The sequence below is a fragment of the Mesorhizobium sp. M7A.F.Ca.CA.002.04.1.1 genome, assembly GCF_004022805.1.
In the GTDB taxonomy this organism is placed as follows: domain Bacteria; phylum Pseudomonadota; class Alphaproteobacteria; order Rhizobiales; family Rhizobiaceae; genus Mesorhizobium; species Mesorhizobium ciceri.
The window spans coordinates 1-1,312 of sequence record NZ_RZPL01001056.1 but is presented as its reverse complement, the minus strand read 5'-3'; the positions used below and the strand labels follow the sequence as shown (position 1 = coordinate 1,312).

The following is a 1,312-nucleotide window of genomic DNA, read 5'->3' as shown; positions in this document are numbered from 1 at the left end:
ATTCCTCTATATGCTCGAGGGCGAGGTCGTTTACCGGCACGGCAGCAATCTCTACCCGATGAAGCCCGGCGACAGCCTGTTCTTCGACGCCGACGCGCCGCACGGGCCGGAACAGCTGACGAAACTGCCGATGCGGTATTTGTCGATTATCTGCTATCCGCAGAGCGCGGGTTGAGCGGGACTCGATCTCCCCCCACGAGGGGGAGATCGGCAGCTTCGCGGGCGTCGCTCAATCCGGCCCGAACCCAGGGCTCGTCGGGCTGCCGTCGTCGAGCTTCGACAGCCACTCGACCAACGTTGACCTATATCGGGTCAGGCCCTTGTAGTTGCCGAGTTCGTCGGGCAGGTCGCGGATGACACGGTGCAGGCGCCGGGCCCATTTTGGTTGCGTCACCAGCTCATCCATCTTGATCAGATAGCAGCGGATCGGAAAGACGATGCCGTTCGAGCGCGGCAGGCGCCAAAAACTCTGCAGCTCGACGCGCAGATGCACTTTGTCGCCGACATTCTCCGGCGTCACCGTAGCCCGGTCCGGACCCCATTTGTGATAGTTTTCGGGGCTGGTGTCGAGGCGCGGATTGATGGTCATCGTCCAGTTCAGGCGCCTGGCCGGCTTGCCTTGCTGGATGTTGGTGAGGAATTTCAGCGCCCTGACAAAAATCCCCTTCTCATGCGCCAGCGGCACCGGCGCGTGCCATTCGAAAAAGTTCATGCCGATGTCGAAATCGAGCGACCAGTCGGCTTGGGTGGTGACCATGCCGGCATCCATCCACAGATTGCCGTCGCGCTGGTCGAGGATGCAGAAGTCGCCCTGGCTCTGGCGGGTGATGTACTCCATCGGGCCGTAAGGCAGCGTCGAGGTGTCGCCGAAGGTGAAGGTGTCGTCGATGCCGAGCGGCCGGTTGATCCAGCGCCAGCGGTCGCCGTCGCGGGTCAGTGTGAAATGTTCGGGATAGCCCAGCGCCTGCTGCTCCATCAGCAGTTCCAGCAGGTCCCAGCCGGCCAGCGTCATGTGCGGCAGCGACTGGCAGCGCAGCGGGTCCTCGGCCAGCACCAGCGCCCGGTCCTGCATCTCGGCGACATAGTGCTCGTCGACGTCGATCAGGTTTTCCAGCACGCTGCCTTTCGGCCCGACGACATGCGGCTCGATGTTGACCGCATACATGTAGGCGTCTTCGTGGAAAGGGAACGGGAAGCGCCTGATGTGCTCAGGGCTGTTCCTGAAGGTGAAGTCGTCGCGGAACGTTTCCTTGCGAAAGGTGATGCCCATGATTTCCTCCTAGCGCTCCAGGACCAGCGACCGGCCCTCGAA

The 1,312-nt window shown here is 62.4% G+C and carries 2 protein-coding genes; one reads left to right on the top strand and one right to left on the bottom strand.

Annotated elements, in window-relative coordinates; all coding sequences use genetic code 11:
- On the top strand, positions 1-175 hold a 175-nt coding region (locus tag ENZ75_RS32040), incomplete at its 5' end, for a cupin domain-containing protein (protein ID WP_164888189.1).
- A gap of 54 nt (positions 176-229) precedes the next feature.
- Here the strand turns inward: ENZ75_RS32040 and ENZ75_RS32035 are convergent.
- Positions 230-1,270 carry a DUF3445 domain-containing protein gene (locus ENZ75_RS32035; protein WP_063167621.1) on the bottom strand — a complete coding sequence of 347 codons (1,041 nt, stop codon included), beginning with the start codon at positions 1,268-1,270 and terminating at the stop codon, positions 230-232.
- Positions 1,271-1,312 lie beyond the last annotated feature (42 nt).